Source organism: Micromonospora chalcea (assembly GCF_028768405.1).
Lineage (GTDB): Bacteria > Actinomycetota > Actinomycetes > Mycobacteriales > Micromonosporaceae > Micromonospora > Micromonospora chalcea.
Window position 1 is genome coordinate 6,484,213 of sequence record NZ_CP118233.1, and the last position, 24,084, is coordinate 6,508,296.

23 protein-coding genes are annotated in these 24,084 nt (G+C 74.3%); 8 read left to right on the top strand and 15 right to left on the bottom strand.

What is annotated here, in order from left to right; translation table 11 throughout:
- Position 1: 1 nt before the first annotated feature.
- Together PVK74_RS29415 and PVK74_RS29420 are read left to right on the top strand one after the other, a co-directional pair.
- Positions 2 to 991: an ABC transporter ATP-binding protein gene (locus PVK74_RS29415; RefSeq protein ID WP_064447169.1), complete on the top strand. Its 990-nt coding sequence runs from the start codon at positions 2 to 4 to the stop codon at positions 989 to 991.
- Positions 991 to 1,716 (top strand): ABC transporter ATP-binding protein, encoded by a 726-nt coding sequence (locus tag PVK74_RS29420; RefSeq protein ID WP_030503025.1) that lies wholly within the window; start codon positions 991 to 993, stop codon positions 1,714 to 1,716. Before PVK74_RS29415 ends, PVK74_RS29420 begins: the two co-directional genes overlap by 1 nt.
- Before the next feature lie 97 nt (positions 1,717 to 1,813).
- Here the strand turns inward: PVK74_RS29420 and PVK74_RS29425 are convergent, their stop codons facing one another.
- Together PVK74_RS29425 and PVK74_RS29430 are read right to left on the bottom strand one after the other, a co-directional pair.
- Positions 1,814 to 2,266 (bottom strand): GNAT family N-acetyltransferase, encoded by a 453-nt coding sequence (locus tag PVK74_RS29425; RefSeq protein WP_069089391.1) that lies wholly within the window; start codon positions 2,264 to 2,266, stop codon positions 1,814 to 1,816.
- Positions 2,267 to 2,366: 100 nt separating this feature from the next.
- Positions 2,367 to 3,515: an RsbRD N-terminal domain-containing protein gene (locus PVK74_RS29430; protein WP_274477677.1), complete on the bottom strand. Its 1,149-nt coding sequence runs from the start codon at positions 3,513 to 3,515 to the stop codon at positions 2,367 to 2,369.
- A gap of 163 nt (positions 3,516 to 3,678) precedes the next feature.
- Between PVK74_RS29430 and PVK74_RS29435 the strand changes: the two genes are divergently transcribed.
- Positions 3,679 to 4,953: a YncE family protein gene (locus PVK74_RS29435; protein ID WP_274477678.1), complete on the top strand. Its 1,275-nt coding sequence runs from the start codon at positions 3,679 to 3,681 to the stop codon at positions 4,951 to 4,953.
- Between the two features lie 51 nt (positions 4,954 to 5,004).
- Here the strand turns inward: PVK74_RS29435 and PVK74_RS29440 are convergent, their stop codons facing one another.
- Positions 5,005 to 6,594, bottom strand: a complete 1,590-nt coding sequence (locus PVK74_RS29440; RefSeq protein ID WP_274477679.1) for an alpha/beta hydrolase — start codon at positions 6,592 to 6,594, stop codon at positions 5,005 to 5,007.
- Between the two features lie 34 nt (positions 6,595 to 6,628).
- Complete coding sequence (locus tag PVK74_RS29445; RefSeq protein ID WP_064447172.1) at positions 6,629 to 7,741, bottom strand: ATP-dependent DNA ligase; 1,113 nt, start codon at positions 7,739 to 7,741, stop codon at positions 6,629 to 6,631.
- Between the two features lie 136 nt (positions 7,742 to 7,877).
- Between PVK74_RS29445 and PVK74_RS29450 the strand changes: the two genes are divergently transcribed.
- Positions 7,878 to 8,090, top strand: coding sequence for a hypothetical protein (locus PVK74_RS29450; RefSeq protein WP_069089394.1), 213 nt, complete (start codon positions 7,878 to 7,880; stop codon positions 8,088 to 8,090).
- A gap of 264 nt (positions 8,091 to 8,354) precedes the next feature.
- Entirely contained in the window at positions 8,355 to 8,777 is a 423-nt protein-coding gene (locus PVK74_RS29455) for an SRPBCC family protein (protein WP_274477680.1), read from the top strand.
- Here PVK74_RS29455 and PVK74_RS29460 read toward each other — a convergent pair.
- The gene (locus PVK74_RS29460) at positions 8,752 to 9,240 is read right to left on the bottom strand and encodes a GNAT family N-acetyltransferase (RefSeq protein WP_274477681.1); all 489 of its coding nucleotides are present in this window, start codon (positions 9,238 to 9,240) and stop codon (positions 8,752 to 8,754) included. The genes PVK74_RS29455 and PVK74_RS29460 overlap by 26 nt on opposite strands.
- A gap of 55 nt (positions 9,241 to 9,295) precedes the next feature.
- On the opposite strand from PVK74_RS29460, the gene PVK74_RS29465 reads away from it, so the two are divergent.
- A complete protein-coding gene (locus PVK74_RS29465) occupies positions 9,296 to 9,817 on the top strand; it encodes a DUF1990 family protein (protein WP_064447269.1) in 522 nt (173 codons plus the stop codon).
- A 4-nt stretch (positions 9,818 to 9,821) separates the two neighbouring features.
- Here PVK74_RS29465 and PVK74_RS29470 read toward each other — a convergent pair whose 3' ends face one another.
- The 10 genes from PVK74_RS29470 to PVK74_RS29515 form a co-directional block, all read right to left on the bottom strand.
- Positions 9,822 to 10,736 (bottom strand): DNA-3-methyladenine glycosylase family protein, encoded by a 915-nt coding sequence (locus PVK74_RS29470; protein WP_064447174.1) that lies wholly within the window; start codon positions 10,734 to 10,736, stop codon positions 9,822 to 9,824.
- A 147-nt stretch (positions 10,737 to 10,883) separates the two neighbouring features.
- Positions 10,884 to 11,543: a COG4315 family predicted lipoprotein gene (locus PVK74_RS29475; protein WP_064447175.1), complete on the bottom strand. Its 660-nt coding sequence runs from the start codon at positions 11,541 to 11,543 to the stop codon at positions 10,884 to 10,886.
- A 205-nt stretch (positions 11,544 to 11,748) separates the two neighbouring features.
- Entirely contained in the window at positions 11,749 to 12,531 is a 783-nt protein-coding gene (locus PVK74_RS29480; RefSeq protein WP_030503037.1) for an anti-sigma factor family protein, read from the bottom strand.
- Complete coding sequence (locus tag PVK74_RS29485) at positions 12,528 to 13,226, bottom strand: sigma-70 family RNA polymerase sigma factor (RefSeq protein ID WP_030503038.1); 699 nt, start codon at positions 13,224 to 13,226, stop codon at positions 12,528 to 12,530. The genes PVK74_RS29480 and PVK74_RS29485 overlap by 4 nt, the downstream gene beginning before the upstream one ends.
- 82 nt (positions 13,227 to 13,308) lie before the next feature.
- The gene (locus tag PVK74_RS29490) at positions 13,309 to 14,166 is read right to left on the bottom strand and encodes a spermidine synthase (RefSeq protein ID WP_274477682.1); all 858 of its coding nucleotides are present in this window, start codon (positions 14,164 to 14,166) and stop codon (positions 13,309 to 13,311) included.
- Positions 14,166 to 15,137 carry a hypothetical protein gene (locus tag PVK74_RS29495; protein ID WP_209960525.1) on the bottom strand — a complete coding sequence of 324 codons (972 nt, stop codon included), beginning with the start codon at positions 15,135 to 15,137 and terminating at the stop codon, positions 14,166 to 14,168. The genes PVK74_RS29490 and PVK74_RS29495 overlap by 1 nt, the downstream gene beginning before the upstream one ends.
- On the bottom strand, positions 15,134 to 17,608 hold the full coding sequence (locus PVK74_RS29500) for an AAA family ATPase (protein ID WP_209960527.1): 2,475 nt from the start codon (positions 17,606 to 17,608) through the stop codon (positions 15,134 to 15,136). Before PVK74_RS29500 ends, PVK74_RS29495 begins: the two co-directional genes overlap by 4 nt.
- Positions 17,608 to 18,756, bottom strand: coding sequence for an exonuclease SbcCD subunit D (locus PVK74_RS29505; RefSeq protein WP_166455436.1), 1,149 nt, complete (start codon positions 18,754 to 18,756; stop codon positions 17,608 to 17,610). Before PVK74_RS29505 ends, PVK74_RS29500 begins: the two co-directional genes overlap by 1 nt.
- Before the next feature lie 11 nt (positions 18,757 to 18,767).
- The gene (locus PVK74_RS29510) at positions 18,768 to 20,516 is read right to left on the bottom strand and encodes an ATP-binding protein (RefSeq protein WP_043325613.1); all 1,749 of its coding nucleotides are present in this window, start codon (positions 20,514 to 20,516) and stop codon (positions 18,768 to 18,770) included.
- Between the two features lie 458 nt (positions 20,517 to 20,974).
- Positions 20,975 to 21,796, bottom strand: coding sequence for a pyrimidine reductase family protein (locus tag PVK74_RS29515; RefSeq protein ID WP_043325612.1), 822 nt, complete (start codon positions 21,794 to 21,796; stop codon positions 20,975 to 20,977).
- A gap of 150 nt (positions 21,797 to 21,946) precedes the next feature.
- On the opposite strand from PVK74_RS29515, the gene PVK74_RS29520 reads away from it, so the two are divergent.
- Together PVK74_RS29520 and PVK74_RS29525 are read left to right on the top strand one after the other, a co-directional pair.
- Positions 21,947 to 22,492 (top strand): plasmid pRiA4b ORF-3 family protein, encoded by a 546-nt coding sequence (locus tag PVK74_RS29520; RefSeq protein ID WP_274477683.1) that lies wholly within the window; start codon positions 21,947 to 21,949, stop codon positions 22,490 to 22,492.
- A 233-nt stretch (positions 22,493 to 22,725) separates the two neighbouring features.
- Positions 22,726 to 24,045, top strand: a complete 1,320-nt coding sequence (locus tag PVK74_RS29525; RefSeq protein WP_043325608.1) for an ABC transporter substrate-binding protein — start codon at positions 22,726 to 22,728, stop codon at positions 24,043 to 24,045.
- Positions 24,046 to 24,084 lie beyond the last annotated feature (39 nt).

The following is a 24,084-nucleotide window of genomic DNA, read 5'->3' on the forward strand; positions in this document are numbered from 1 at the left end:
GATGACCGCGACCGCCGAGACGTCCGTACCGGACCTGGCGTCCCTGCAGCAACGCGCGGCCGAACGGGCCGCGCAACGGGCCGGAGGGCGGGACCGGCTGCGCGGGCACATCGTCTGCGACGGCCTGGTACGCATCTTCAAGACCGAGGGCGTCGAGGTCGTCGCCCTGCAGGGCCTCGACCTGGTCATCGACCGGGGTGAGCTGGTCGCGATCGTCGGGGCCTCCGGCTCCGGCAAGTCGACCCTGCTGAACATCCTGTCCGGCCTGGACACCCCGACCGCCGGCATCGCCCGGGTCGCCGACTACGACCTGCTGTCGCTGTCGAACAAGCGGCGGCTGGCGTACCGGCGGGAGGTGGTCGGCTTCATCTGGCAGCAGACCGGCCGCAACCTGCTGCCGTACCTGACCGCGTTGGAGAACGTGGAGCTGCCGATGAAGCTGGCCGGGCGGGCCGGCGGGCGGCGCAAGCGGCGGGAACGGGCCCGCGAGCTGCTGGACATGGTCGGCGTCGGCTACTGCGCGGACCGCCGTCCGGGCCAGATGAGCGGCGGCGAGCAGCAGCGCTGCGCGGTCGCCGTGGCGGTCGCGAACGACCCGGAGATCCTCTTCGCCGACGAACCCACGGGTGAGCTGGACGAGGCCACCGGCGCGGAGGTGTTCGCCGCGCTGCGCACCATCAACGCCGAGCTGGGGGTCACCATCGTGGTGGTCACCCACGACCACGCCGTGGCCGGCCAGGTCCGCCGTACCGTCGCGATCCGCGACGGCCGGACCGCCTCCGAGGTACGCCGGACCGCGCGCGTCACCGCCGACGGCGGCACCGAGATGGTCAGCGAGGAGTACGCGGTGCTGGACCGCACCGGCCGGATGCAGCTGCCGGCGCAGTTCGTGGAGGCGCTGTCGCTGCGTGACCGGGTCCGCCTCAATCTGGAACCCGACCACGTCGAGGTGCGCCCCGGCGACCGGACGCACGCCGAGGAGAGTGAGTGATGACCGACCAGACAGTGGTGCTGCCGGCGGTGCCGGGGACGGCAGTCGAGGACGTGGTCCGGGTCGAGGGGGTGAGCCGCACCTTCGGCAAGGGCGAGCACGCCGTGCACGCCGTACGGGACGTCTCGTTCACCGCGCGGCGCGGCGAGCTGGTGGCGGTCCGGGGCCGCTCCGGCGCCGGCAAGACCACGCTGCTGAACCTGGTCGGCGGCCTGGACCGCCCGGACGCCGGCCTGATCCGGGTGGCCGGGCACGAGGTCACCGCCGCGGGCGAGCGGGAGCTGCTGGCGTTGCGCCGGGGCACGATCGGGTTCGTGTTCCAGACGTTCGGCCTGGTGCCGATCCTGTCCGCGGCGGAGAACGTCGGGGTGCCGCTGCGGCTGGCCAAGGTGCCGGCGGCCGAGCGGGAGCAGCGGGTGGCGGTGCTGCTGGAGCTGGTCGGGCTGGGCGGGCACGCGGCGCAGCGCCCGTACGAGCTGTCCGGCGGGCAGCAGCAGCGGGTGGCGGTGGCCCGGGCGCTGGCGAACGAGCCGGACCTGCTGATCGCCGACGAGCCAACCGGCCAGCTCGACTCGGAGACCGGCCGGTCGATCATGGACCTGCTCCGGGCGGTGGTGCACGCGCGGGGGATGACCGCGCTCGTGGCCACGCACGATCCGGCGCTGATCGAGATGGCCGACCGGACGCTGACGCTGCGCGACGGCCGGCTGGCGCCGGAGGACTGACCCGGGTGACCGGGCCGCGCGCCTTCGGGTGGCGGCCCGGCGCCCGATCGCGGCTCGGCGCCGGGTCGCGGCGGCGCGGCGCCGGGCCGCGGCCCGGTCAGAGCGCCAGCTTCATGCCCTCGTGGCTGGCCACGAAGCCCAGGTCGCGGTAGAACCGGTGCGCGTCGGCGCGCTGCTTGTCGGTGGTGAGCTGCACCAGCGCGCAGCCGCGCTCCCGGGCCCGGTCGATCGCCCAGCGCATCATCGTCCCGCCCAGCCCACGGCCGCGCCGGTCGGAGCGGACCCGCACGGATTCGATCAGGCACCGCTCGGCGCCGTGCCGGCCCAGCCCGGGGATGTACGTGAGCTGGAAGCAGCCGACCAGCTCCCCGCCGTCGTCGGCGACGATCAGCTCGTTACGCGGATCCGCGTCGAGGTCGGCGAACGCCCGCTCGTACGCCGCGTCCACCTCGGGCAGGTCACGGGTACGCCCCAGCACGTCGTCGGCGAGCAGCGCGAGCACGGCGGGCAGGTCGGCGCGGACCGCCTCCCGGAAGATCACCTCGGTCATCCGGCCAGCCTGGCACAGTGCCGTGCGCCGGCGTGGCCCGGGCGGCGTCCCGCGTGGCCCGGGCGGCGTCCCGACGCGGGGCCGGTTGCGCCGTCCGGGGTCAGCCGCCGTCCAGCCAGCTGCGCAGCGCCCACCACCAGTGCACGGTCTCCGGCACCGTGCACCGCGCGCCCTCCTCGACCGGCGGCCCGCCGGTCAGCTCCCGCAGCCGCCGCAGCCGGTAGCGCACCGTGTTCGGGTGTACGTGCAGCGCGGCGGCGGTCTGGTCCAGCCGCTGGCCGTGGTGCAGCCAGGCGAGCGCGGTGCCGGCGAGTTCCCGGTGGAAGTCGTCGGCCGGGTCGAGCGCGCCGAGCAGCGTGCCGCGCAGCAGCTCGGCCAGGACCGGCTGGGCGGCCAGCGCGGTCTCTCCGGCCAGGTCGGTGACCTGACGCAGGCCGCGCAGCCGCCGGTTCGCCGCCGTGGCCAGCGCCGCCAGGCAGAGCGCGTACATGGCCGGTGCCCGCGCCAGCGGCTGTGCGGGCGTCACCAGCGTCAGCAGGTCGGCCGGTACGGCGTCGGGCGGTCGCGGGAGCAGCCCGGCGAGCCTTTCGTCGACGGTGCCGAGCAGCCCGCCGTGCCGGATGAGCTGCCGCTGCAGCGCGTGCGCGCGTACCGGGTCGGGTGGCGCGGCGACCAGGCAGTGGTAGCGCCCGTCCGGCCGCAGCCCGAACCGGGTCAGCTCGGCCGGTGGCAGGCCCGCCGGGCCGTCGCGCAGCAGCCGCCGCAGCAGGTGCGCCCGGGCCGCCGCGCCGGTGCGGAGCAGGTCCCGTTCGGCGGCCCGGTGCCCGTCAACCACTGCCCGCTCCACCGCCGCGGCGTACCGGCCGATGGTGAGCACCCCCTCCAGCAGCACCTCGTCCGGGATGCCGGCGGCCCGGCCGTGCCGGACCACCAGCTCCACCGCGCGGTCCCGCCCGGCCTGCACCCCGCGCAGCAGCCCGGCCACCGTGACGCCCTGCGCGGCCCGGTCCGCGCCCAGCCGCCGGGCCTCGGCGAAGTCCCGTCCGGCCGGGTCCTCGTGGCGTTCCAGCGCGCCGAGACCACTGGTCAGCAGCAGGACGACCTGGCGGCGTACCTCGTCGGCGGGCAGCCGGGCCACCTCGGGGGAGTTCACGCGGGCCGCGCGCGCCACCTCGTCGACGGCGGCCGGGTCGGCGGACAGGTCGCGCAGCAGCGTGCCGAACGTGGGGACGTTCCCGGTCCGGGTCACGCCGCCTCCCGTTGTCGTCGCGGCACAACCAGGTCGCGCGGGCGTTGGCGTCCGGTCCCTAGCCCCGGCAGCCGGCCGGTTGCTCTCCTGGTTGTTACCGCAAGGTAACACCGTTCGCGCCACTGAGAAACGTCGATGTCGTACCGGCTGCCAGGAGGCGTCCATGACCCCCGTGCCACTCCGCCCGCCCCGACCCCGCCGCCGCGCCGCCCTCGCCGTGCTGGCCGCGCTCGCTCTCGTCGCCCCGGCCCCGCTGCTGACGGCGCCCGCGCCGGCCGCCGCCGCGGTCCCGCTCCAGGAGGTGATGTTCGTCGGCAACAACTGGGACGGCACCGCCGACGTCATCCGGTCCCGTGGTGACTACGCCAAGCTCGGCCGGATCAACGTCATCCCGGACCGCGCCGCGCGGCTGCGCGAGATCTACCTCAACCCGATCAAACTGGCGTACTTCCTCGGCATCCGGCAGGGCCCAGGGGAGGGCCACGACCAGTTCGTCGACGACATGTACACCACCCCCGACGGCAGCGCGGTGGTGGTGTCCCGGCCCAGCTTCGCCGACGTCGTCTCGATCGACCTGGCCACCGGCGCGCTGCGCTGGCGGTTCCCGGTCTCCGGCTACCGCTCCGACCACATGGCCGTGTCACCCGACGGCACGCGCGTCGCGGTCTCCGCCTCCACCTCCAACACCGTGCACGTGCTGGACATCCGCACCGGAACGCAGCTCGGCTCGTTCGGCGCCGGCGACAAGCCGCACGAGAACATCTACACCGACGGCGGCACCCGGCTGTGGAACATGTCCATCGGCGAGGTCAACACCGACCTGGACGCGCCCTGGCTCGACTGGACCAAGGGCGACCGCCGGATCACCGTCGCCGACACCAGCACGTACCAGGTGGTCAAGGTCATCGACATGCGGGACCGCCTCGACGCCGCCGGCCGCCGCGACCTCTCCGACGCGGTCCGCCCGGCCGTGTTCACCCCCGACGGCAGCCGGCTCTACTTCCAGGTGTCCTTCTTCAACGGTGTGGTCGAGTACGACGTGGCCACCGACCGGATCACCCGCGTCGCCACGCTGCCGAAGAACCCGGCCACCAGCGAGGACCGCACCACCTGGGTCAACGACTCCCGGCACCACGGCCTGTCGATGAGCCCCGACGGCACCCGGATCTGCGTCGCCGGCACCATGGACGACTACGCCACGGTGCTCGACCGGGCCACGCTGCGCGAGGGGCCGCTGGTGCCCGCGAACAAGCCGTACTGGGCCACGGTCAGCGGGGACGGCCGGGACTGCGTGATCTCCGAATCCGGCGCGGACCAGGTCACCGCGATCAACTTCGCGACCGGGCAGAAGGTCGCGAGCGTCCCGGTCGGCGACCACCCCCAGCGCGTCCGGATCGGACACGTGCCGCAGGACTGGACGCCCCCGGCCGCCGGCTGACCGCCGACGTTCCACCGGCCGGCGTCCGGCTCCCGGCCGCCGGCCGGACCGTCACCGGGCGGGGCAGCGCAGCCCCTCCCGGGGGACGGTGAGCGAGATCAGGTACGCGTCGACCGCCGACGTCACGCACGGCGTCTGCGGGTACGCGGTGTGTCCCTCACCCTCCCAGGTGAGCACCCGACCCACGCCCAGCATCGCGGCCAGCGCGGGCGTCTGCTCGTACGGCGTGGCCGGGTCACCTGTGGTGCCGACCACCAGGATCGGCGGCGCGCCGTTCGCCCGGCCGGTCGGATACGGGTCCCGCTCGCCCGGCCACTCCACGCAGCCGAGCATCCCCACCGCGAGGGCGGGACCGAACAGCGGGTACTTCTGCCGCCACTGCGACTGCAACTGGCGGACCTGCTCCCGGGTCGGCTTCTCGGTCTCGTCCGCGCAGTTGACCGCCAGGTTGGCGTCGAACAGGTTGGAGTAGTGCCCGTCCGGCTCCCGGCCCGCGTACGAGTCGGCCAGCTTGAACACGCCAGCCGGGTCACCGCCCTGCAACTCGTCGATCGCCCGGGCCAGCTCCTGCCAGCCCTGCTCGGTGTAGAGCGAGGAGATCACCGCGTAGAAGACCCAGCCGGAGGTCGCCTCCCGGCCGTCCTGCCCGCGTACCGGGGAGGTCTTCGCCTTGGCGATCGCGTCGGTGACCGCACCGCGGGCGTCCGGCGCGATCGGGCAGCGGCCGGCGTTCGCCGCGCACCAGCGGGAGAAGTTGTCGAACGCCCGCTCGAAGCCCTTCGCCTGGCTCTCCGACCCGGCGATCAGCTTCTGCTGCGGGTCGACCGCGCCGTCGAGCACCAGGGCGCGCACACGCTGCGGATAGAGCTGGGCGTAGGTGGCGCCGAGCAGCGTGCCGTAGGAGTAGCCGAGGTACGTCAGCTTGTCGTCGCCGACCGCCGCCCGGACCGCGTCCATGTCGCGGGCCGCCTGCTCGGTGCCGTAGAGCGGAAGCTGGTCGCCGTACTTCGCGCCGCACCGCTCGCCGATGCGCCGGTTGAGGCCGACGAAGCCGTCGAACGACGACTGGCTCTCCGGGTCGGGGTCGTAGCCGAAGCTGGCGTCCAGGTCGGCGTCGGAGATGCACTTGACCGGGCTGGACCGGGCCACCCCGCGCGGGTCGAAGCCGACGATGTCGAACCGGTCGGTGACCGACGTCGGCAGCCCGCCGAACGCCGGACCGAAGGACAGGTAGACGGCGGTGTCCACGCCCGAGGCCCCCGGCCCGCCGGGGTTGACCACCAGGGACCCGATCCGGTCGCGCTGCTTTGTCGAACGGGCCCGGATCAGCGCGATCTCGAACGTCTCTCCCGCGCCCGGCCCGGCGATCGCGCCGGTGGTTGCCCCGGTGCCCCAGTTACGCGGCACGGCGATCCGGGCGCAGTCGTAGCGCATGTCCGCCGCACCCCGGCCGACCAGCTCGTTCGGCACCTCCGGGCAGGCCCGCCACTCCGGGGCGGTGCCCGGCGGGGCGGCCTCGCCCTCGCTCTCGGCGCGCGGCGCGAACGCCGGCAGCGTGCAGCCGGCGGTGAGCACCACCGCCGCGACGAACGCGGCGAGGGCGGGCCGGAACCGGCGGGTCCGGTCGGGGAAGCCTGTCACGTGGGCGCCTTCCATGATCGTGTCGACCGCCAGGCTACGCCCGGCCGGCCGCGTCACCGACCGTCGCCGCCGGATCGCCGCGCAGCACCTCGTCGACGTCGTAGCGGATCGGGCGGTCGAGCTGGCCGTAGTCGCAGGAGCGCGGATCACGGTCGGGGCGCCAGCGCACGAACCGGGCGGTGTGCCGCAGCCGGTCGCCCTCCATCGCGTCGTACGCCACCTCGACCACCAGCTCGGGACGCAGCGGCTCCCACTCCAGGTTCTTGCCGCCGGTCCACCGGCTCACCCCGCCCGGGATGCGCTGGCCCCGCTCGTGGTCGCCGTGCACCCACGGGTGCTCGCCGCCGACCTCGCGGTAGGGCTCCAGCTCGTCCAGCAGCTCCTTGCGGCGGGCCATGGTGAACGAGGAGCTGACGCCGATGTGGTGCAGCACGCCCTGGTCGTCGTAGAGCCCCAGCAGCAGCGAGCCCACCACCGGGCCGGACTTGTGCCAGCGGAAGCCCGCCACCACCGCGTCCATGGTGCGCGCGTGCTTGACCTTGAACATGAGCCGCTTGCCCGGCTCGTACGGCAGGTCGGCCGGCTTGACGATCAGCCCGTCCAGGCCGGCGCCCTCGAACACCTCGAACCAGCGGCGGGCCGTCTCCGGGTCGGTGGTCACCTGGGTCACGTGCACCGGCGGGCGCACCCCGGACAACGCCTGCTCCAGCCGCTCGCGGCGCTGCGGATAGGGCTGCCCGGTGAGCAGCTCGTCGTCGATGGCCAGCAGGTCGAACGCGACGAAGTCGGCCGGGGTGGTCTCGGCCAGCAGCTTCACCCGGGAGGCGGCCGGATGGATCCGCTGGGCCAGCAGCTCGAAGTCGAGCCGGGGGTGCCCGCCCGGCCCGTCCCGGCGGATCACGATCAGCTCGCCGTCGACGGCGCACCGGGGCGGGAGCTGCCGGCGCGCCTGCTCGACCACCTCCGGGAAGTAGCGCGTCATCGACTTGCCGCCCCGGCTGGCCAGCTCGACCTCGTCACCGTCGCGGAACACGATGCAGCGGAAGCCGTCCCACTTCGGCTCGTAGGTCAGGCCGGGATCGGTGGGCAGCTCGGACACGCTCTTGGCCAGCATCGGCTCGACCGGAGGGTTGATCGGCAGGTCCACGGCGACCAGTCAACCAGACCCCACCGACAGTGGTGAGGCAGATCACCCGGGGTGGCCGGGCGGCGTGTCCCGTACCGGTCGCCTTCGTCACCGCCGCCCGGATGGTGAAACCGCAGGTCAGAGCTACCTTCGCGGCGTGCCGGAGTGGAGCTGCGGATGCTGCGGGCGCTGGCGGGTCAGCGTCGAGCTGATCCGTGGCCGCTACCGCTACCGGCTGGCGCACCGCTATCCGGCCGAGCACGGCGGCGGCGCGAACGTCCTCGGCGAGGTCGGCTCGATCACCGAGCTGGAACGCCTGCTGAAGCGCTACGCCCCGGTCACCCTGGCCGACCTCCACGAGGCCGCCTGACCCTCCGCCCGGCGACCCGCTGCCCGCCGGCCGGCGCCGAGCGACGGAATGCCGGCTGCCCCTCCGCCCCGGCATCTCCGCCCCGGCAAGCCGCCGATCTTGGAGTTGTGGTGCCTCGTAAAGTTCGTCAATCGGGCATCCTGGGCACCCTAAGTCCAAGATCGACGAAGCGGGGGCGGGGCGAGGGCGGAGTGGGCGCGGGACGGCGGGCGGGTGGGGTGCGGGCGTAGCCTGAGCTGACGCGTCCACGGGGGAGGAACGCCGATGCGGTTCGTCGAGTCCGTCGAGATCGCCGCCGACGTCGACCGGGTGTGGGCGGTGCAGAGCGACGTCGAGCGCTGGCCGGAGTGGACGTCCTCGGTCACCGCCGCCCGCCGGCTGGAACCCGGTCCGCTGGCGCTCGGCTCGACCGCCCGGCTGGAGCAGCCGCGCCTGCCCCCGGCGGTGTGGCGGGTCACCGAGATCGAGCCGCCGTACTCGTTCGTCTGGGAGTCCGCGAGCCCGGGCGTGCGCAGCCGGGGTGAGCACCGCCTCGTCGCGCTCGGCGACGGGCGCACCCGGGCCGAGCTGGCCCTGGTGCAGACCGGGCCGCTGGCCGGCCTGATCGGCTTGCTCGCCGGGTCGATGATGCGCCGCTACCTGCGGCAGGAGGCGGACGGGCTCAGGCGTCGCTGCGAGCGGGACTGACCGTCTTCTCGAGCACGGCGAGGCGGTTGCCGTTCTCGTCCGGCCGGTGTGCCACCACCCGGTAGCCGCGCCGCGCGTACAGGGCCAGGTTCGCCGCGCTGTCCGCGCCGGTGAACAGCGCGAACCGGGTCACCCGGCCCGCGCAGGCGTGCTCGACCGCGTCCAGCAGCCGTCCGCCGACGCCCCGGCCCTGCTGGTCCGGCGCGACCGAGAGGCGACCCACGTGGGCGGTGTCGCCGTCGACGCGGGCGCGTACCGAGCCGACCAGGCGGGGGCCGCGCCGCGCGGCGAGCACCACGTCCGGTCCGGCCAGCGCCGCCCGGACCTCGTCCAGCGTCTCGGTCAGCGGGGGCAGGAACACGTCCCGGTAGCGCTGCGCCTCCACCAGGTACGCGGCGCGCTGCACGGTGAGGATCTCACCGGCGTCTGCGACGTCGGCGGGGGCGATGGTCACGTCGGTCACCGGCTCAGCTCACCACAGCGCTCAGAAGCGGCCGTACGCTGGCGGGGGTGTTCCCATCAGCGTGGAGGTGACCGGCGTGCCCGAGCTGACGTACCCGGAGGTGGGCGCGACCCGCGACGGCGGCCTGCCGGCCGGCTACCACCACCTGCGCCACCGGGTCCGGCTGCCGGACGGCGGCTTCCCGGTCGCGGCGGACGCGCTGCTGGGCTGGCGGCTGCACCGCGCCGCGGGCGTGGTGATGCGCGCGGACGCGCCGCGCGCGGCGCCCGGGGTACGTGTCACGCCGGGACTGGGCGTCGGCCCGGCGCGGCTGTGGGGCCCGACCGAGGTGGTCTGGGTGGTGGACGAGCCGGACCGGGCCGGGTTCGGCTACGGCACGCTGCCCGGGCACCCGGAGGTCGGTGAGGAGGCGTTCCTGGTCACCCGGGGCGCCGACGGCGTCTGGTTCGAGGTGACCGCGTTCAGCCGCCCCGCCCACTGGTACGTGCGGGCCGGCGGGCCGGTCGTGCTCGGCTTCCAGCGGGCGTACGCCTGGTGGCTGGGCCGGACGCTGCGGCGGCTGTGCCGGCGGCGCTGAGCGGTCAGTAGCGGGCGAACGAGCGGATCGGGGCGCGCGGGCCGTACTTCGGCGCCTGGATCCCGGCCGCCTCCAGCAGCACGCAGACCCGGCCCCGGTGCCCCCGGAACGGCGCCAGCAGCGCCAGCATCCGGGCGTCGTCGCCGCGCGGCTCACCGGCCAGCGCCCAGGCCACCGTGTTCGGCACGTGGTAGTCGCCGACGCTGACCGCGTCCGGGTCGCCGTACGCGATCCGCACCACCTCGGCGGCGGTCCACGGCCCGATCCCGGGGATCGCGGTGAGCCGCCGGGTGGCCTCGGCCGAGTCGGCGCAGCGTTCCAGCCGGTCCGCGACGGCCGCCGCGCGGCGCAGCGTGTCGGCGCGTCGCTGCTCCACGCCGAACGGGTGGAACACCCAGTACGGCGTGGCCGCCACCGCGGCCGGCTCCGGCGGCAGCAGCAGTGGTTGCAGCGGACCCGGGGCGGGTTCGCGGAAGTGCCGCACGGTGGCGGCGTACGCCCGGTACGCCTCCTTGCCGGTGACCTTCTGCTCGAAGACGGCCCGCAGCAGCCGGGGGAAGATCTGGCCGGTGGCGGGCATCCGCAGCCCGTGGTGCGTGTGGGCGAGGCGGGCCACCAGCGGGTGCGCGGCGGCGAGCGCGGCGAACCCGGTCAGGTCGTCGCGCAGTCCGGCGATCCGGTCGGCCCGCTCGACCACCCAGCCGGCGCCGGGGCCGTACCCCTCGGCGGTCAGCTCGCCGGCCTCCGGGCGCAGCGCCAGCGTGGCCGGTCCGTCCGGGGTGCGGGTGGCCCACCAGAACGTGCCGGCGGCGATCCGCGCGCACGGGTCGTACGGGCTGAACGTGAGCGCCCGCACCGACGCGGCCAGCCGGTAGCCGGCCGGGGGGCGCAGCGTGCGGCGGGCGGCGGGCGAGGTCACCCGGCCACTCTGCCACGCGTCCCGGCGGTGACGCCGGACACGCCGAGCCGGGAGGCGGGGCGATGCCGGTGCGCCCCGCCTCCCGGGTTCCCGACGATGACCGGCCGCGCCCTCCCCGGCGGCGACCGGTCACCGTGACCTGGTGCGTCAGTACGAGTAGTCCGACCCGCCGCCGGAGCTGTTCGAGCTGCCCGCCGCGGGCGGCGCGACCGGCTTGGGCGTGCCGGTGGGCAGGCAGGTCAGGTTCTTCTTGCCGTTCGGGTCGACCACGAACCAGGTGCCGCCGACGCCCTGGCCCTTCCACTGGCCCGGCTTCTTGTCGCCGATGTAGCGGTAGACCGGCCAGCCGCCGATGGTGAGCTGCCGGGTGCCGTCCTGGCGGGTGATGGTGCCGACCTTGTCGTCGGAGACGCCACGCAGCTTCGGGTTGCCGTCGGTGAGCGACGGCGGCCAGACCTCGGCGCACTTGTCCACGCAGTTGGACTGCGGCGGGTCGTCGGAGTCCTTGTCGAACCGGTACAGCACCCAGCCGTCCTGGTCGGTGACGACGCGGCCCATCCGGGGCAGCTTCTTGCCGACCAGCTCGTCGGTGATCTTCACGTTGGCCGGGGGCGCCTTGTCCGCGACCGGCTCCTCCTCGGGAGCCGCCGACGCCTCCGGTTCGGCCGCCGCGGTGGGTTCGGCCGCGGCGACGGCGACCGGCTCGGCCGCGCTCGAGTTCGCCCCGTTGTAGCCTGCGGGGGCGCAGGCCGTAAGTGCGACCATCGCGCTCGCGACGATGACGGTCGTCCGCTTGTGGTGTGCCACGTGCCCTCCTCGTTCTTGGCAGTTCGCCGAGTAGTACGGGCGCGGCACTGTCAAGGTTGAAGTCGAAACGGTGGCACATTTCACAGTGGACTGATTGAACCGACAGCCGTTCTGGCGCGTGCGTCAGCACGAGGGGGTCCGCCGGCCCGGACACGACAAGACGGCGCCGGGCGGTCCAGCCGCCCGACGCCGTCGTCGTACCGGATCAGATGTCGTCCACCGTCACCAGCGGACTCGCCACCCCGTTCGCGTCCACCGACTGCACCTGAAGCTTGTCGATGTCGCGCACCGGGGCGGAGGTGGACGCGGTCAGCTCCAGCGGAAGCTGGTTCTGGTTCGTGCCGTAGCCGCCGGCCGGCACCGACCAGGTGGAGATGACCTCGCTCGTGGCGTTCTTGCGCACCACCACCAGCCGGCAGACACGCGGCCCGGGCAGGCGGCTCAGCTGCACCGAGATCTGCGTGCCGTACTCCTTGCGCGCCAGCCACATCGTGGTCTGCACGCCGGTGCCCGCGTCGGTGGCGTTGTGCTGGTCGCCCTCGATCGGCTTCTCCCCGCCGACGCCCGGGTCGTTCGGGTTGCCCGGCTCGCCGCTCGGCGCCGCGGTCGGCGCGGTCTGCGTCGGCCCGGCCTGCGGCGTCGGCCCCGGCTCGTCGCCGAGCATCCCGGCGGCGACCCCGCTCAGGCCGCCGAACACCACCACTGCCGCCGCTGTCGCCAGCAACTGCCGCACCCGGGTACGACGGCGGTCCCGCCGCACCGCCACCAGCGTCCGGTCCAGCAGCGCCGGATCGGTGTGCGTCTGCTCCAGCGCGGCCATCGCCTCGCCGTCGATGCCGGAGAGCAGCCCCACCACCGGGACCATCGTCTCCAGTTCCGCCGCGCAGGCCCAGCAGGTGGCCAGGTGCTCCTCGAACCGCTCCGCGTCCTCCGCGTCCAGCACGCCGAGCGCGTACGCGGCGACGTCCATGTGATCGGCCCGGCTCATTCGGTCACCCCCCTCTCCTGCAGAGCCGTGCGCAGCGCGCGCAGCGCGTAGTAGACCCGCGACTTGGCGGTGCCGAGCGGAAGCCCCAGCTCCTCGGCCGCCTCCGGCACGGTGCGCCCCCGGAAGTACGTCGCCACCAGGATCTCCCGGTGCGACTGGCTCAGCGTACGCAGCGCGTCCGCCACCGTCATCGTGCGCAGGACCCGGTCGGTGCTGTCCGCCTCGGCGAACGCGGTCAGATCCCGGTCGTACGTCTCCGGCGGGCGGGCCTGCTCGCTGCGGTGCTCGTCGATCGCGATCCGCCGGGCCACCGTGACCAGCCAGGGACGCAACGAGCCCTGGCCCTGCACGCCGAGCCGGTGCGCGTTGCGCCAGGCCCGCAGCAGCGTCTCCTGCACGATGTCCTCGGCCCGCTGCCGGTCCCCGCCGGTCAGCCGCATCACGAACATCAGCAGCGGGCCGGCGTGCTCGGCGTACAGCAGGCGGATCAGCTGGTCGGAGTGGCTGGCCTCGGCGGAGGTCGCCTGGTGGCGTCCGGGAGCGGGTCGCGGCGGCACCGGGTCATTCTGGCGATCGGCGGGCCGGGCGTCGACCCCCCGGCGGGAACGCGAGGCGCGCGAGTGTGGTTGTGCCCGGGCGAACATCCACTCGGGCCGCGCCACTTCGCCGTGCCAGCCGGCCGCCACCGCATGCATGCAGACCTCCGCTGTCCAATGACATCAGCCGGCCCCCCACGGGCATGGCCGCCCGGTGATACGCAGCCACCAGTCGATCGGATCAACGTTTGACGGAAAAAATTCCGGGCGGCGGGGGAGTGGAGTCGACGGCGCCCGCGTCGTGGACCACCGCCGCGCCGCCGGTGAAGCGGTCCAGCTCCGCGCCGGCCAGCACCCGGCCGGGGAACCAGTCGCCGGCCGCCCGCCGGGCCAGCTCCGGCACCGGCGGCTCCACCCGGGACGCCACCAGCACCAGGTTGCCGTACCGGCGGCCGCGCAGCACCGCCGCGTCGCCGACCAGGCAGGCCCGGGGCAGCACGGTACGCACTGTGGCGACCTGCGCCTTCGCGTGCCGCAGCGGCGGGCCGTCGGCCACGTTCGCCAGATAGCTGCCGCCGGGCGCCAGCACCCGGGCCACCTCGGCGGCGTACTCCACCGAGGTCAGGTGCGCGGGGGTACGGGCACCCGCGAACACGTCAGCCACGATCACGTCGTACGCGCCGTCCCGGCTCGACGTCAGCGTCGCCCGCGCGTCGGCCACCCGTACCCGCAGTCGCGGATCGGCAGGCCACGGCAGCTCGCGGCGGACCAGCTCCACCAGCGCGCCGTCCACCTCGGACACCCGCTGCGTCGAACCCGGGCGGGTGGCCTGCACGTACCGGGGCAGGGTGAGCGCGCCGCCGCCCAGGTGCAGCACCCGCAGCGGCGCCCCGGCCGGCGCCACCAGGTCCAGCGCGGCGGCCAGCCGCCGGACGTACTCGAACTCCAGGTGAGCCGGGTCGGTCAGGTCGACATGCGACTGCGGTGCGTCGTCCAGCAGCAACGTCCACGAGCCCGGACGGTCCCGGTCCGGCACCAGTTCGGCCCGCCCGGTGTCGACGTCGGCCACCACCCGGTCGGCGTCGCGTCGCCGGCCCATCAGCGCCGCATTCCGCGCGCCGCCGCGGTGAGCACGCGGTGCAGCAGCCGCGCGTCGCCGAGCATCCCGCGTAACCGGCGTTCCAGCCCGGCGATCGGCACCAGGTTCTGCGGGGCACGTGGATCCTTGTACGGGGTGGAGGCGAACCGGGGCAGCGTCACCAGCGACAGGTCGGCCAGCGCGATCGCCTCCGGCACGGTCAGGTCGGCCGAGCACTCCACCCGCACGATCCCGGCCCACGGCGCCCCGGCGCGCACCGGCAGGCGCAGATACCAGGACCAGCCGCCCCACGCCGTGCCCAGCCGGAACACCGGGCACCGCTCACCCGGCGCCAGCCCGGTCACCACAGCGGTCAGCCGCCCGTCCAGGTATTGGCTGTGCTGCGTCTTGATGTACCCGAGCGTGCGCGGCAGGTTCCGCCGGCTGCGCAGCGGGCCGTCCACCACCAGCAGGTCGCCGTCGGTGCGTACCGCGTCGGAGACGGCCACCTCCAGCGCGGTCAGCGGCGCCTGCACCGCCGCGGGCAGCTTGCTCAGCTCACCGGTGCCGCTGACCCGGTGCACCGGGTAACGCACAGTCCCGGCGACCACGTCCTGCGCCGACGGGCTCGCCGTGAACAGGCCCCGGCCCACCCGGGCGCCAGCCATCTCGGCGGCGCCCCGGTCCAGGTCGCAGCGCACCACACCGGCCGCGTACGAGGCGGCGATGCCGGGGAACGAGCCGCCGTCCTCCTCGGCCGTCCAGACGCTCGCGTCGATCCGCCGTACCCCGTCGACGAGCAGCACCACGTCCGGCGACCGCACGCCCGCGCGGGGGCCGATCGCTCGCCAGTCGGCGGCCGGCAGCTCGACGTCGGCGTCCACCTGGGCGCTGCTCGGCGCGGCCGGACCGGACCCGCCCGCAGCCTCGAACGACGCGCCGTACGCCGGATCCCAGGCGTCGACGAAGAACGCCGGCGACTGTGACGTCACAGGCCGGTCCGTTCCACGCGGGCCGTCCGCGCGTCCTTGCGCACCTCGAACCGGACCGGGATCCGCTCGGCCAGCGCCGGCACGTGGGTGACCACGCCGACCATCCGGTCGCCCCGGGCGGCCAGGTTCTCCAGCGTCGCCGCGACCGTGTCCAGCGTCGCCGCGTCGAGCGTGCCGAAACCCTCGTCCAGGACGATCGACTCCAGGCTGGCCGCGGTGGTGGACATCCCGGCGAGCTGCTCGGACAGCGCCAGCGCCAGCGCCAGCGACGCCTGGAACGTCTCCCCGCCGGACAGCGTGCGCACCCCGCGCCGCAGCCCCGCGTCGTGGTGGTCGACCACGAAGAACTCGCCCTTGTCGTGCACCAGGTCGTACTGCCCGCCGGACAGCTCCCGCAGGATCCGCGACGCGCCGTCGACCAGCAGGTCCAGCGCCTCGGTGAGCAGCCAGCGTTCGAAGTTGTTCGCCCGCAGGTGCGAGGCGAGCGCCCGCGCCACCCGCGCCTCGTGCTCGTGCCCGGCCCGCTGCTCCCGCAGCCCGGCGGCCTGCTCGCGGCGCTCGTCCAGGCGGCGCAACTCCGCCTCGGCCCGCTCCACCGCCACCGCCACGTCGCGCGACGCGTCCTGCGGGGCGTCCAGCCCGGCCGCGGTGAACAACGCGGCGATCCCGTCGGCGACCTCGGCCGCGGCCCGCTGCGCCGCCTCCACCGACTCGGCCAGCCCGTCGCGGTCCGCGCGCCGCGCCCGCGCCTGCTCGCCCGCCCAGTCGGCCAGCGCCGTCCACGCCGCCGCCACGTCGTCCCGGTCGGCGGCCGGCGGCCCGAACCGGGCCAGCCCGTCGCGTACCGCGTCGAAGTCACGCCAGGCCCGGCGCAGCCGATCCTGCGCGGCGTCGAGCGCGCCCCGCGCCCGCCGGGCCGCCTCCCGCCCGGCCCGCACCGCGCCGGCCGCCTCCTCCAGCGCGGCGCGCAGCCGGGCGTGCTCGGCCAGCGCCTCCCGCAGCCGTTCCGGCGTGGGCGCGTCAGTGAGCTGCTCGTCCAGCTCGGCCAGGCGCGCGCCGAGCTGGTCGTGCTGGGTCCGGGCGCGCAGCAGCACCCGGTCCAGTTCGCGGGCCGCGGCGTCGCGTTCCTGCACCACCCGCTTCGCCGCCTCGCTCGCCGCCCGCGCCGCCTTGCCCGCCTCGATCGCCCGGCTCACCGCCGAACCCTTCGGCACCGCCGGCACGGTGGTGACCGTCTGCTCGCACACCGGGCAGGGCGCGCCGTCGACCAGGTGCGCCCGCAGCGCCGCCGCCTGGTCGGCGGCCTTCGCGTCCTCGTGCGCGCGGAACGCCGACTCCAGCTCCGTCTCGGCCCGCTGCGCGTCCGCCCGCGCCGCCGCCAGCGCCGCCACCGCCGCGTCGTGCTCGCCGCGCGCCGCGTCCACCGCCGCGCGCACAGTCGCCGCCTCCGCGGTCAGCCGGTCCCGGTCCGCGTACGCCTTCAGGTGCAACCGCAACGCGCTCTCGTCACCGGCGGCGGTCAGCTCCCCGCGCAGCTTCTCCTCGCGCTCCTCGGCCAGCCCGACCGTGGCCGCCGCCTCGTCGGCGGCCACCCGGGCCGCCGCCACCGCCCGCGCCAGCTCGGCGGTGCCGTCCGGCGGTCGCACCCCGGCCAGCACACCCAGCTCCGCGTCGAGGGCGGCCAGCGCCGCGGCCCGCTCACCCGCCGTCGCCCGGGCCCGCTCCCATTCGGGTACGGCGGCAGCGACCGCTGCGGCCAGCTCCCGCATCGCGTCCACCCGCTCCCGGGCGGCGGCCAGACTCTCGTCGTCGACGTCGGTGAGCCCGCCGAGCAGCTTGTCGACGGTCTCCAGCTTCGCCTCGGCCTGCCCGGCCCGCTCGACCGCCTTCTTCTGCACGTTCTCGTAGACGCCCAGCCCGAGCAGGTTCACCAGGATCTGCTGCCGGGTGGCCGGCTTGGCGTGCAGGAAGTCGGCGAACTGCCCCTGCGGCAGCACCACGCAGGAGGTGAACTGCTCGTACGGCAGCCCGACCGCGTCCAGCACCGCCTGTTCCATCTCGGCCGGGGTGCCCGCCACCACCTCGCCCAGATCCTCCGGGCTGAGCCCGGTGTCGAGCTTGGTGACGTCGAAGCCCGGCGGCATGAGCTGCAGCCCGGCGTTGGCCGTCTTCACGGTGCCCCGGCCGTCCCGGCGCACCACCCGGGTCGCCACGTAGCGGTCCCCGGCGGACTCGAACACCAGCCGGACCCGCGCCTCGGTGGCCGACGGCGCCAGCGCGTTCGCCAGCCCCCGGGCGCCGCCCCAGCGCGGCACCGTGCCGTAGAGCGCGAAACAGATCGCGTCGAGCACCGTCGACTTGCCCGAACCGGTCGGCCCGACCAGCGCGAAGAAGTCCGCGTCGGTGAAGTCGACAGTGGTCTCGTCGCGGAACACCGTGAACCCGGCCATGTCCAGCCGCATCGGCCGCATCAGTGCTCCACCTCCTCGAGCAGCTCGTCGAAGAGTTCCCGGACACCCTCGTCGGCGTGCCCGCGGCTGTCCAGGTAGTCGCCGAACAACTCGCCCGGCGACCGCCCGGCCCGCTGGGCGGTCCGGGTCCCGCTGCCCGGCGCGGGCACCAGCTCCGGGTCGATCCGGATCTCCAGCGCCCGGGGCAGCAGCTCCTGCACCTCCTCGCGCAGCCCGGCCCGGGGCTGCTCCCGGACGTAGACGCGCAGCCAGCCCTCCGGCGCCTCGATCTCGGCGAGCTGCGCGAGCGTGCCGCGTACCGTGCGCAGCGGCACCGCGCCCGGCACCGGCACCTCCCGGATGCGGGCGGCCGTGGTGGCGGTGACCTCCACGATCGTCACCGAGCTGACGTTCTCCTGCTCGCCGAAGTCGACGGCGAGCGGGCTGCCGCTGTAGCGGATCGGGCACGGGCCGATGACCCGCTGCGAGCGGTGCAGGTGACCCAGCGCCACGTAGTGCGCGTTGCCGGGGAAGACGGTAGCCGGGACCGCGTATCCGAGCACCGTGTGCGCGTCCCGCTCGCCGCCGCCGGTGCTCGCCCCGACCACGGTCAGGTGCGCGGTCACCAGGTGCACCCGGTCCGGCTCGGCGAACCCCTCGGCGAGCCGGTCCAGCACCCGGCCCAGGTGGTCGGCGTACGTCTGGTTCGCCTCGGCCGGGGTGAGCGTGTACATCTCCACCGCGCGCACCGCGTACCGCTGGGACAGGAACGGCAGCGCGGCCAGCCGCCAGCGTTCCCCACCGGCGGTGACCCCGTCGACGACGTGCTCGTCCGGGTTCTCCCGGACGCTGCCGCGCAGCGTGATCCCGGCCGCCTCGGCCCACGGGCGCAGCGCGTCCAGCGCCGCGCCGTTGTCGTGGTTGCCGCCGATCGCCACCACGTCCGCGCCGGTACGCCGCAGCGCGGTGAGCGCCCGGGTCACCAGCCGCGTCGCCTCCGGGGTGGGCGCGGCGGTGTCGTACAGGTCACCGGCGACGATGACCAGGTCCGGCCGCTCACGCTGGGCGATCTCGATGACCTGGGCGAGGACCTGCTTGTGCTCCTCGGCCCGGGACTGCCCCTTGAGGACCTTGCCGACGTGCCAGTCGGAGGTGTGCAGGATCTTCATCTGGGTGCCGCCTAGAACGGGATGTCGTCGTCGGAGGAGCCGGAGCCGACCACCGCGAACGGATCGGCGGCCTGCGTGATCGACCGTAGCGTCTCCGAGGGCGCGCGGCCCGCCTCCGAGACCCGGGTGGCCCACGCCGGGAACGGGAACTCCAGGCAGAGCGGCACCGGGATGTCCGGCTGGTTGACGAACATCGTGCCCGGCTTGGCCAGCAGCGCCCGCTGCCGTTGGGCAGGCGGCAGGAAGCCGTACTCCGGGCGGGACGCCTCGGCCGGGTCGAGCCGGCCGACCACCCGGATCGCCGAGTTGGTGACGATCCGCCGTTCCACCTCGCTGGCGGTCTGCTGCGCGCCGACCAGGATCACGCCCAGCGAGCGGCCCCGCTCGGCGATGTCGAGCAGCACCTCCTTGATCGGCGACGAGCCCTCCCGCGGCGCGTACTTGTTCAGCTCGTCCAGCACGACGAACAGCAGCGGCTTGGCGGTGCCCGCCTTCTCCTTGCGCTCGAACTCGCTCTTGAGCGTCACACCGACCACGAACCGCTGCGCGCGATCGGGCAGGTTGTGCAGGTCGACCACTGTCACCTGCGCGCTCTCCGCCGTGTTGATCGAGTGCGGGCGGCGGGTCGCCAGGTCACCACGGATCAACCGGCCCAGGTCCTTCTTGCTGCCGATCAGCCGCCGGGCGAACGCGTTCACGGTGCCCAGCCCGACCGCGCTACCGGCCCACTCGCCGCGCGTCTCGTCGTCGTTGAGCTGCTCGACCACGTGGTCGACCAGATCCGCGTACGAGCCGAGCCGTACCCCGTCGATACTCACTCCGCCGTCGGCCGGCTGGGCGTAACGGGCCAGGTGCGCGGCCACCGAGTGGACCACCATCGTGTACTGCTGGCGCTCGTCGTCCGCGTCGGCGAACACGTACGGCAGGAGCCGGTCGGCGCAGAACTCGGACAGCGTCCAGTAGAAGCTGTCCACCCCGGTGAGCCGGCTGCTCACATCCGGCGTGCCGGAGGAGTCGCCGACCCGCGGCGGGGCGTACACCCGCACGTCCGGGAACGCGCCGGCATCAAGGCCCAGCTTCGCGTACGCCGCCCGGGTCGGATCGTCGAGCCGGCTGTTCGGGTGGTCGAGGAAGAGCAGGTCCTCGCCCTTCACGTTGAAGATCAGCGCCTTCGCGTTGACCGCGTCGCCGCCCAGCACGCCGGAGCGGAACACCGAGTAGAGCAGGAACGTGGCGAAACTCGTCTTGGTCGCGACGCCGGAGATGCCGGAGATCGACACGTGCGCGCCCCGGGTGCCGTCGAGGAAGTCGGCGTTGAGGTAGACCGGCACCCCGTCGCGGCCCATCCCCATCGGGATCCGCCGCTCCATCCGGTCGAAGTGCAGCGCCCGCGCCCGCGCGTCACCCTCGGCCCGGTGCACCACGGCGCCCGGCGTCGGCGGCACGTAGAACTCCGGGTCGACCCGCGTGGTCGTCACCTCGGCCGCCTCCTGCACCTGCGCCGGCAGCGTGCCGTCGGCGATGGCGAAGACGTCGGAGTCGAACTGCGCCCCCTCGTGCCGGGCACGCACCTGGGTCACCACCCCGGCGATCGTCACCGGCTCCCGGTCGGGCAGGTCGCGGCGGGTCACCACCACGTCGTCCAGCTGCAGGTAGCTGCCCGGCGCGACAGCCGTCCAGAAGGTGAGCGGGGTGGCGTCGGCGGTGCCGAGCACCCGGCCGACACCCTCGCCGGGCCCGTCGAGCTGGTCGTCGGTCATCGGCGGTCTCCGGTCGGCTGGTCGTACCGTTGGCGGTGCACGTCGTGCATCCTGCCCGAGGGATGCGACAGGTTGCCACGCGACGCGGCGGACGCCACGCCGAGCGTGCGCCGAACGGTAGCCGCCCGGATCCGCCCGGCCACGGTGCGTACGTTTCTGCCCGCTCCGGCGCTGTCTCCGGCCCCCGGCCCGGCCGGCTCGGTGGAACGCCATGGGTGTCTCCGCGAGCTTTTGACACCCATGACGTTCCACTCGCCCCGCGAACCCCGGGTTGCTTGGCGCGCGAGAGCCGCCCCCAATGTCGAGACCCACGTCCCGCTCTCCGGGACGCTCGGAGATCTTGGTACGAGAGCGCCCTCATAGGGGCCGTTTGGTACCAAGATCTCGGGAGCCGGGAGCCGGGAGCCGGGAGCCGGGAGCCGGGAGCCGGGAGCCGGGAGCCGGGAGCCGGGAGCTGGTCAGGCGGCGGGGGCGGATCCGGCGGGTGTGGGGTCAGCGGGGTCGCGGGCGTAGCGCAACATGAGCACCCCGTCGGCGGCGGCCAGCACGTGGCGCAGCGGCAGGTGCCGGGGCGGGCTGGCGTCCCCGGCGGTGATCCGGCCCGGGCCGGCGCCGGCGAGCAGCGGCGCCACGGTCAGGCACAGCTCGTCGACCAGGTCGGCGGCGGTGAGCGCGCCGAACAGGTGCGGGCCGCCCTCGCAGAGCAGTTGGTCCAGCCCTCGGCGGCGCAGCTCCGCCAGGCCCACGGCCAAGTCGACCCGGCCGCTGCCGTCGACCCGGTCGGTGCTGGTGACCGGGCCGGTGCCACAGCGGACCAGGTCGGCGACGTCGGTGAGGCCGGGCGGCGGTACGGCGTCGGCGTGGGTGAGCACGATCGGCCGGACCGGGGCGTCGGCGAATGCAGCCTGGGCCGGGTCGAGGTCGAGTGAGCCGGAGACGACCACGAGCGTCGGGAACTCGGCCAGCCCGCGTTCGCGGCGCCAGGCCCGGCGTTCCGGGCTCAGCCGGACCGCCCGGTAGCCCTCGTGGCGCAGCGTGCCGGCGGCCACCACGAGAGCGTCGCAGAGCATCCGCAGCAGCCCGAAGACCCGCTTGTCCGGCTCGCCGGAGAGCCCGGCCGAGTAGCCGTCCAGAGTGACCGCCCCGTCGGCGCTGGCGACGAAGTTGACCCGCAGGTGCGGGCGGGCCGACCGGCCGTAGAGCGCGGTGAGTTCCGGATCGGTCAGCGCGCCGGTGACGGGTGCGGGCCAGATCCGTTCGATCGGGGTTCCGACGCTCATTCGCCGGCCGGACCGGTGACCGGAGGGGTGGGTTCGGGGGTACGGTGCTGGCAGTCGCACCACTTCCGGCCAGGACAGTCGTCGTGCCGCCGTTCCCGGCAGGCTCGGCAGATCATGCAGGCAGCCTATGCCGAGGAAGGATGGGACGTCGTGTCGCGTCAGATCTTCCAGCTCATGGTGTCGCTGGCCGGGGTCCGGCCGCCGGTGTGGCGGCGGGTGCTGGTGCCCGGCGGCTACACGCTGGACCGGCTGCACCGGGTGATCCAGCACGCGATGGGCTGGCGCGACTGCCACCTGCACTCGTTCGACGTGGACGGCCGGCAGTACGGCGAACCCGACCCGGACGGCGAGCTGGCGCTGCGCGACGAGCTGGACGTCCGGCTGGACACGGTAGTGGGCAAGGGCGACCGGTTCCGCTACACCTACGACTTCGGGGACTGGTGGGAGCACGACCTGGTGGTCGAGGACTGCTGCGCCGCCGACCCGGACGAGCGTTACCCGGTCTGCCTGGACGGGGAGCGGGCCTGCCCGCCGGAGGACGTGGGCGGCCCGGCCGGCTATGCGGTCCTGCTCGCCGCGCTCGCCGACCTGGCGCACCCGGAACACGTGACGATGCGCGAGTGGGCCGGCCCGGCGTTCGATCCGGCCGCGTTCGACGCCGGCCGCGCCACCGTCCTGCTGCGCCGCTGCTGCTGATCGCGCCGTCCGCGCGCCGCTGATCGCGGGCTCCGAGGAGGGGTCGCCAGCGGCGCGGTAACGAAATGGGAACGCTCCCAACGGTCTATTGACACCCCTGTCACCTCCCGGCAACCTCATGGGAGCGCTCCCGAGAGTGGTGCGGATCTCCCTCCTGCCCCGCTCCGGCCCGCGCGAAACGCACCCCCCACCACACAGCAGATATCGCCTCACCACCGAAAGAGGGGTCTCGGATGAGCGTCCCAATCCGTCGTCGGCGGTTCGCGGCCATCGCGCTCGCGTCCGTCGTCGTGCTCGGCACCACCGCCGCCTGCGGCGACGACTCGGACAGCGGCGACAGCGGCAGCGGCGACGGCCCGATCACGCTGGTCGTCGACGTCTTCGGCGACCAGGGCTTCGGCTACGAAGAGCTGTACAAGCAGTACGAAGCGGAGCACACGAACGTCAAGATCCAGGAGCGGGGCAAGGGTCTCGGCCTCGGTGACTACAACACCCGTCTGACCCAGCAGATCACCGCGGGCTCGGGCGCCGGTGACGTGGTGGCCCTGGAAGAGGGCACCATCGTCCAGTTCTACGCCCAGGCCGACAAGTTCGTGAACCTCGCCGACCACGGCGCGAACGACCTCAAGGGCAACTTCCTGCCGTGGAAGTGGGAGCAGGGCACCACGCCCGACGGCAAGGTGCTGGGCCTCGGCACCGACGTCGGCTCGATGGCGCTGTGCTACCGCAGCGACCTGTTCAAGGCCGCCGGGCTGCCCACCGACCGCGAGCAGGTCGGCGCGCTCTGGCCGACCTGGGACGAGTTCATCGCCACCGGCCAGAAGTTCGCCGCCGCCGACAAGAAGCACAAGTTCGTCGACTCGGCGACCAACTTCTACAACGTGGTGCTGATGCAGGTCGCGGGCCAGGGCAGCGGCTACACGTACTACGACAAGAGCAACAAGATGGTCATCGACCAGAACCCGGACGTGAAGACGGCGTACGACCTCACCACCAAGATGATCGCCGCCGGGCTGTCCAACAACCTCCAGTCGTTCTCCAACGAGTGGAACGCCGGCTTCAAGAACGGCACCTTCGCCACCATCGCCTGCCCCGCCTGGATGACCGGTGTCATCAAGGGCCAGGCCGGTGACGCGGCGGCCGGCAAGTGGGACATCGCCAAGGCGCCGGGCGCCGGTGGCAACTGGGGCGGTTCCTTCCTGGGCGTGCCGAAGTCGAGCAAGCACCAGAAGGAGGCCGCGGAGCTGGCCAAGTTCCTGACCAGCGCCAAGGGTCAGATCGGCGCGTACAAGGCGGTCGGCAACCTGCCGTCGAACCCGCAGGCGCTCACCGACCCGGCCGTCGCCGACTCGACCAACGACTACTTCAGCAAGGCCCCGGTCGGCAAGATCTTCGCCGCCGGCGCGACCGAGCTGAAGCCGGTCTACCTCGGCCCGAAGAACAACGCGGTCCGCACCGCCGTGGAGAACACGCTGCGCGCCGTGGAGCAGGGCAAGTCGGCCGGCGAGCAGTGGCAGGCGGCCCTGAAGAACGGTGCGGCCGCCGGTAAGTGACCGGTTGAGCCGCCCGCGGGTGGCGTCGGCAGCCCATGC